The organism is Paraclostridium sp. (assembly GCF_051656405.1).
GTDB lineage: Bacteria > Bacillota > Clostridia > Peptostreptococcales > Peptostreptococcaceae > Paraclostridium.
Genome location: NZ_JBOGBV010000003.1, coordinates 1 through 6,961 on the forward strand (window position 1 = coordinate 1; position 6,961 = coordinate 6,961).

General features: G+C 27.7%; 8 protein-coding genes. 7 read left to right on the forward strand and 1 reads right to left on the reverse strand.

Annotated features, from left to right (window positions below; all coding sequences use genetic code 11):
• The 4 genes from ACRDDE_RS00615 to ACRDDE_RS00630 all read left to right on the forward strand — a co-directional run.
• On the forward strand, positions 1-257 hold a 257-nt coding region (locus tag ACRDDE_RS00615), incomplete at its 5' end, for a DUF1292 domain-containing protein (protein WP_438624822.1).
• 97 nt (positions 258-354) lie between these two features.
• The gene (locus ACRDDE_RS00620; protein ID WP_438624824.1) at positions 355-1,116 is read left to right on the forward strand and encodes a YdcF family protein; all 762 of its coding nucleotides are present in this window, start codon (positions 355-357) and stop codon (positions 1,114-1,116) included.
• Positions 1,117-1,201: 85 nt separating this feature from the next.
• Complete coding sequence (locus ACRDDE_RS00625; protein ID WP_438624826.1) at positions 1,202-2,173, forward strand: LCP family protein; 972 nt, start codon at positions 1,202-1,204, stop codon at positions 2,171-2,173.
• Positions 2,174-2,347: 174 nt separating this feature from the next.
• Entirely contained in the window at positions 2,348-2,782 is a 435-nt protein-coding gene (locus ACRDDE_RS00630; protein WP_025161654.1) for a Fur family transcriptional regulator, read from the forward strand.
• Between the two features lie 21 nt (positions 2,783-2,803).
• Here the strand turns inward: ACRDDE_RS00630 and ACRDDE_RS00635 are convergent, their stop codons facing one another.
• Positions 2,804-3,541: a metal-dependent hydrolase gene (locus ACRDDE_RS00635; protein ID WP_438624828.1), complete on the reverse strand. Its 738-nt coding sequence runs from the start codon at positions 3,539-3,541 to the stop codon at positions 2,804-2,806.
• A gap of 225 nt (positions 3,542-3,766) precedes the next feature.
• Here ACRDDE_RS00635 and ACRDDE_RS00640 point away from each other — a divergent pair, with 225 nt between their 5' ends.
• The 3 genes from ACRDDE_RS00640 to ACRDDE_RS00650 all read left to right on the forward strand — a co-directional run.
• The gene (locus ACRDDE_RS00640; protein WP_438624830.1) at positions 3,767-5,443 is read left to right on the forward strand and encodes a ribonuclease J; all 1,677 of its coding nucleotides are present in this window, start codon (positions 3,767-3,769) and stop codon (positions 5,441-5,443) included.
• Between the two features lie 56 nt (positions 5,444-5,499).
• The gene (locus tag ACRDDE_RS00645) at positions 5,500-5,835 is read left to right on the forward strand and encodes a YlbF family regulator (protein ID WP_021429913.1); all 336 of its coding nucleotides are present in this window, start codon (positions 5,500-5,502) and stop codon (positions 5,833-5,835) included.
• 114 nt (positions 5,836-5,949) lie between these two features.
• A partial coding sequence (locus ACRDDE_RS00650) for an ABC transporter ATP-binding protein (protein ID WP_438624832.1) occupies positions 5,950-6,961 on the forward strand: 1,012 nt, incomplete at its 3' end.

Consider the following 6,961-nt stretch of genomic DNA (forward strand, 5'->3'; position numbering starts at 1 on the left):
TAGTAAACTTAATAGACCAAGATGGAAATGAAATACAATTTGAAATAATATTAACTTTAGAAGCAGAAGGAAAAGAGTATGCAATACTTATGCCTTTAGAAGATAATGATGCTGAAGAAGCTTTAATATTTAGAATTGACACAGATGAAGAGGGAGATATATTAACTCCACTTGAAAATGACGAAGAGTATGAAACAGTTGTAGCTGTATACAATACTTTAATGGAAGAAGAAGGATTAAACTTCGACGAAGAATAATTAATATTAAAATTGTATAGTTTATAAATGGGAGTATCCTTTAAGGTGCTCCCTTTTTACGCTTTAAACGAAGTAAATTTTACATAGGAGGAGTTAGATGATTAAATATATAGATATATTAGTAGGGATATTAGGGGTATGTTACTTTAGTTATCTAGAATTATTTTATGGAGGAATGGCCTTTGGAAGTTTCTTTTTAGTTATAGGTGTTTTGCTTATAATATATCATTTTGTAAAAAATAAAATACATGTTAATGAAAAATTAAAGAATATAATTAAAATATTTTTAACTACAATTCTATCAATATTTTTAATAGTAGAATCTGTATTAATATTTTTTCCGAAAAATAATGAAAAGGACAAATGTGATTATTTGATTGTACTAGGTGCATCAGTTAAAAATACTACACCAAGTTTAACATTAAGAGGTAGACTTGATAAAGCTATTCAATATTTAGATGAGAGTAAAGATGATTGTTATATTGTTGTATCTGGAGGAAAAGGAAGTGATGAAAAACTTTCAGAGGCAAAAGCTATGGAAAATTATTTAGTAGAACATGGAGTAAACAAAAATAAAATAATACTAGAAGATAAGTCTACAAATACATATGAAAACTTTAAATACAGTAAAGAAAAAATAGAAAAAAACAGTAATAAAGATATAAAAAATCTTAATGTAAAGGTTGCCACTACTGATTTTCACAGTTTTAGGAGCTTTATATTAGCTAAAGTAAATGGATATGGAAATGTTAATTTTTACACGAGCAAATCTATAAGTAAGTTTGTACCAGTTTATTATGCAAGAGAGTTTTTTGCAACTATAAAAACTATTATATTTGATGTAGTACCTAATTTATAAGATAATCTAAAAATTTATAAATTAAGATTTAAATTTATTTATATGGATAAAATAAAGTTAATGAAAGTATAAGGGGCAATGAAATATGAATAAATTTAAAAAGTATTGTGTAGTATTGAGTGCTATTGTTGTGATTGCATCTACTTTAAGTAATATATATGCGTTAAATAATTACAGTAAATCTATAGACAAAGCCACTGTCAACAATAGTAAAAGTATTGTACAGCAAGAGAACTTAGATAAAAATACTAAAGAAAAAAATAAAAATGTATCTAATATATTACTAATAGGAAGTGATTCAAGTGGTTTTGATAAGGTAGGAAGGTCAGATTCAATGATAATTCTTACTATAGATAAAGATAATAAAAATTTAAAACTAACTTCATTAGCAAGAGATACGCTAGTAAACATTCCTGGACATGGGTATGAAAAATTAACTCACGCATATGCATATGGAAAATCTAAGTTACTACTAGAGACTATAGAAAAAAACTTGAAAATAGATTTAGATGGATATGTAGCTGTAAACTTTAATTCTTTTATAGATCTAGTTGATACCTTGGGTGGTGTTGAAGTAAATATTCATAAAAATGAAATAGAACATTTAAATGATATAATAGTAAACTCTTTTAAAGTAGCAAAAGATAAAGGGGAAGAACCTCAATTTATAAGATTTGAAGGTAACCAACTATTAAATGGATACCAAGCATTAGCTTATGCTAGAATAAGACAAATTGATAGTATATATGAAAGAGATAAAAGACAAAGAGATGTACTAAAAAGTATAGCTAATAAACTAGTAGAACTTCCTGTAACCAGTTATCCAAAGGTTATAAAAGAAATGATGCCTTATGTAGATGTAAATTTACCTATATCAAAGCTTCTTACAATAGCTATGACATCTAAAGAATTGTATAATTATGAATTAGATCAAATGGAATTTCCAGTTGCAGAGTATAGAGAGTCTGGAAGGCTTAAAAAAGATAATAGCTTTGTAGTTAAGTGGGATAAGACAGAAAATTTAAAAGTTTTAAATAATTTTATTTATAATAAATAAAATTTATTTAAAACTTATAAACTTTGGGTATTATTATAAAAGTAAAGGTTTAAAACCTTTACTTTTATTTAATTAATCTAAGTGTGAATTTGCTGTTATATTGACAAAAGGAGAATAATGGAGTACAATAATTAATAAAGATTATCATTTGAAAATGAAGGCGGTAAATGTAAAATGAATCAAATGGATATATTAAAGGAAAAGTTAAAGGAAACGGGATTTAAAATAACTCCTCAAAGAAGAGCTATTGTAGAGACGTTACTAAAGCATAAGGATGAACATTTAAGTAGTGAAGAAATATATGACCTAGTAAGAGTTGATTGTCCAGAAATAGGACTTGCTACAGTTTACAGAACAATGCAATTACTAGATGAAGTTGGTGCAATTTCTAAATTAAACTTAGATGATGGATGCATAAGATATGAAATTGATTTAGATGACTCTGATGCACACAATCATCATCATTTAATATGTAAAAACTGTGGGAAGATAATAGAAGTAAAAGAAGATTTACTAGATTCTATAGAACTGGAAATACAAAAATTATATAATTTTAGCATAATAGACCACGATCTTAAATTTTATGGTTTATGCGAATCCTGTAAGTAAAGATGAGCCCCTTATTGGGGCTTAAAATTTTGATAGAGTTAACAAAATACATAATATTAGTATTAATATAAATAGAATTTCTAATATATTGCTTAAACGCCCTCCAACTCTTAAAAATCCAAGAGAAAATTTCTTTTCACTAATAGGATAAAAAAGTGGTATTCCTGATTTTGTAAATAAATCTCCTAAAAATAAATGAGATGCATATCCGATAGTTCCAAAAAAGCATAAATTTGATATATTAGTTAATAACTCAATTTGTTTAAGTAAAAAACTTATGATTAAGATTGCTAAAATACTATGTGATAATTTCCTGTGTTTTAACCAAGGGAAAGAAGCTAAAACAATATTAAATAAAATAAAATAGAATTTACCATTAGCTAAAAATATGCAAATTGCTAAAAGTATAAATATTAGAGATAAAAATAACTTTCTTAAAAAGCCATGATTAATTTTAGCTTCTAATATTATTATTGCTATAAATGTTATTACTGAACTTATGAAAAAATTTTCATTTATTTTTAAAGATATTAAAAAAATTAATATATCTAATGTATAAACAATAATCTTATAAATCTTTTTAGATGTATTATGATTTAAAAGTGTATTAGATATAACGGAGTTTGACGTGTCTAAATCAGGTAGTATTGAAAATAATGAACAGATTCCAATATTCATTAGAGAAATTGGTTTATTAAATAGGATAGAAGCTTGCAGTGAAGCCAATATACCTATAGTGAAATGAGTTTTACCACGCATTATAACCTCCCAAAATATTATATTTTGAGAATAGCAAAATAATTATAGTTTGTCAAAACAATACGGTAAATGTATTTTAAATATATCTTAAAATATACTTCAACTTGTGATACAATTATAATAACTGGTAAAGAGTGCGTGATTTGATATTATTTGTATGTTCGTTAAGGAACGTTTTAAAGAGTGAAATTTAAAAAGTGCGAAAAGTTAGGACAAAAGGAGATGATGCAATTGTTCAAAAAGAGTTTGAATAAAATTAAAGTTATGGCCCTGGGTGGGCTAAACGAAATCGGAAAAAACATGACTGTTATTGAATATAAAGATGAGATTATCGTTATAGATTCAGGGTTAAGTTTTCCAGAAGAAGAGATGCTAGGGGTAGATATAGTTATACCAGATGTAACTTACTTAGTGAAGAATAAGGACAGAGTTAAGGGAATATTTATAACTCATGGTCATGAGGACCATATCGGAGCATTACCATATGTATTAAAAAAGATAAATGTTCCAGTATATGCTTCTAAGTTAACGGTTGGACTTATACAAGTAAAATTAAAAGAACACAAATTAAATAATGTAAATTTAAATGTTATAACTCCAGGTCAAGCTATAAATCTTAAAAACTTTGAAGTAGAGTTTTTAAAAGTAAATCATAGTATACCAGATGCTTGTTCAATAGCAGTTCATACTGACCAAGGAATAATATTCCATACAGGGGACTTCAAAATAGACCTAACTCCTATAGATGGAGAAGTAATGGATTTTCAAAGAATATGTGAATTAAGCAAAAAAGGCGTATTATTAATGCTTGCTGATAGTACAAACATTGAAAGACCAGGATATAACCCATCAGAAAGAACTGTAGGAACAGGACTGGATGGATTATTTGCAAAGGCTAACAACAGCAGAATAATAGTTGCAACATTTGCTTCTAATATACACAGATTACAACAAATTGTTAATGCTGCTCAAAAATTCGGAAGAAAAGTTGCTGTATCAGGAAGATCTATGGTTAACGTTATGGCTGTAGCAAGAGAACTAGGATATATAGACATAGATGATGAAATGATAATAGATTTAAATGATATCCATAGATATGAAGATAATGAATTAGTTATAATAACAACTGGATCTCAAGGAGAGCCTATGTCAGCACTTGCTAGAATGGCATCAGCTGAACATAAAAAAGTAGAAATAAGACAAGGTGATTTAGTAATAATATCAGCACATCCAATACCAGGGAATGAAAAACTTATTTCTAAAGTTGTAAACTGTTTATTTGAAAAAGGTGCAGAAGTTGTTTATGATGATGCAGCGGATATACACGTTTCAGGTCATGCTAGACAAGAAGAATTAAAATTAATGCATAGATTAGTAGCTCCTAAGTTCTTCATGCCTGCTCATGGTGAGTTCAGAATGTTAAAGAAACATGCAGAGATAGCAGAAGATTTAGGGATGCCAAGTCAAAATATATTTGTAATGAAAACAGGTGAAGTTTTAGAATTAGATAAAACTTCAGCAAAAGTTGCATCACATGTACCAACTGGAAATGTATTAGTTGATGGACTTGGAGTTGGAGATGTAGGAAACATAGTTTTAAGAGATAGAAAGCATCTATCAGAAGATGGATTAATGATAGTTGTAGTTACAATATCTAAAGAAGATGGAAAAGTTTTAGCAGGGCCTGACATAATATCTAGAGGATTTGTATATGTAAGAGAATCTGAGGACTTAATGGATGGAGCTAAAACTGTTATAAAGAATGTTTTAATAGCTTGTGAACAAAGTCATATAAAAGAATGGGCTTACTTAAAAAATAATATAAAGGATAACTTAAAAGATTACTTATATCAAAGAACTAAGAGAAATCCTATGATACTTCCTATTATAATGGAGGTATAAAACAGAAAGATTGAATATAATATATTATATTCAATCTTTTTTTTAGGAGGAGAAGCATGGGGGTATATGAAAGTACTACAAAACTTGCAAGTGATATAAAAGACAGTAAAGAATATAAAGAATTTAGAAAGTATATGAAAGTTGTAAGATCTAATCCAAACTATGAATTAATTTTAAATAATCATAAAAAAATCGAAATGGACATAAGATCGAAAAAATTAAGAGGGGTAAAATTAGATAGTAAAACATTAAAGATATCACAAGATTTAAAGAAGCAAATATCTGCTAATAAAGATTTAAAAAGTTATTTAGAATGTGAACAAAAATTTACAACTATGATGGATAAAATAAATAAAATTTTAGCATCAGCAGTATATGAAGATTACAAATAAATAGTACTTCTTGTACAAATTGAATGAAATTATTTAGACAATATGACTATATATATGAAAACGTTTTTAATATATACTTAAACTATATTAAATATGGTTTGGGGGAGATTAAAAATGGCAGAAGTAATTTTAAAAAATATAGGGAAGTCATATGATAATGGTTATGAAGCAGTAAAAGATGTAAATATAGATATAGAAGATAAAGAATTTGTTGTTTTAGTAGGGCCATCTGGTTGTGGAAAGTCTACAACGCTTAGAATGATAGCAGGTCTTGAAGAGATATCATCAGGGGAGTTATATATAGGAAATAAAATAGTAAATGATGTAGCACCAAAAGATAGAGATATAGCTATGGTTTTCCAAAACTATGCATTATATCCGCATCTAAGCGTATATGAGAATATGGCATTTGCGCTTAAACTAAGAAAAATGCCGAAAACTGAAATAGATTCTAAAGTTAGAGAAGCTGCAAGAATATTAGATTTAGAAAAAGTTTTAGATAGAAAACCAAAGGCATTATCAGGTGGACAAAGACAAAGGGTTGCGCTAGGAAGAGCGATAGTAAGAAATCCTAAGGTGTTTTTAATGGATGAACCATTATCAAACTTAGATGCTAAGCTTAGAACTGCAATGAGAACAGAAATTACAAAGTTACACAAAAAACTTGGAACTACATTTATATATGTAACACATGACCAAGTAGAAGCTATGACTATGGCAGATAGAATAGTTATAATGAAAGATGGAGTTATTCAACAGATAGATACTCCACAGCATGTGTATGATAATCCAGACAATATGTTCGTTGCAGGATTTATAGGAGCTCCTCAAATGAACTTAATAGATTGTAATATATCTGAAGCAAATGGTGTTGTTTTCGCAAATGCTAAAGATTTTAAAATAGCGTTAGACAAAACAAAAGCAGATATATTAAAGAAAAACGGTTATATAGGTAAAGAAGTTGTATTAGGAATAAGACCAGAAGATATTCATATAGAAGATATATTTATAGATAACAGCCAAGATACAATATTTAATGCTACAGTAGAAATAAGTGAGCTTATGGGGGCAGAAGTATATGCATACTTAACTGTTGGAGGTAAGAGTATAACTTCAAGATTTGATT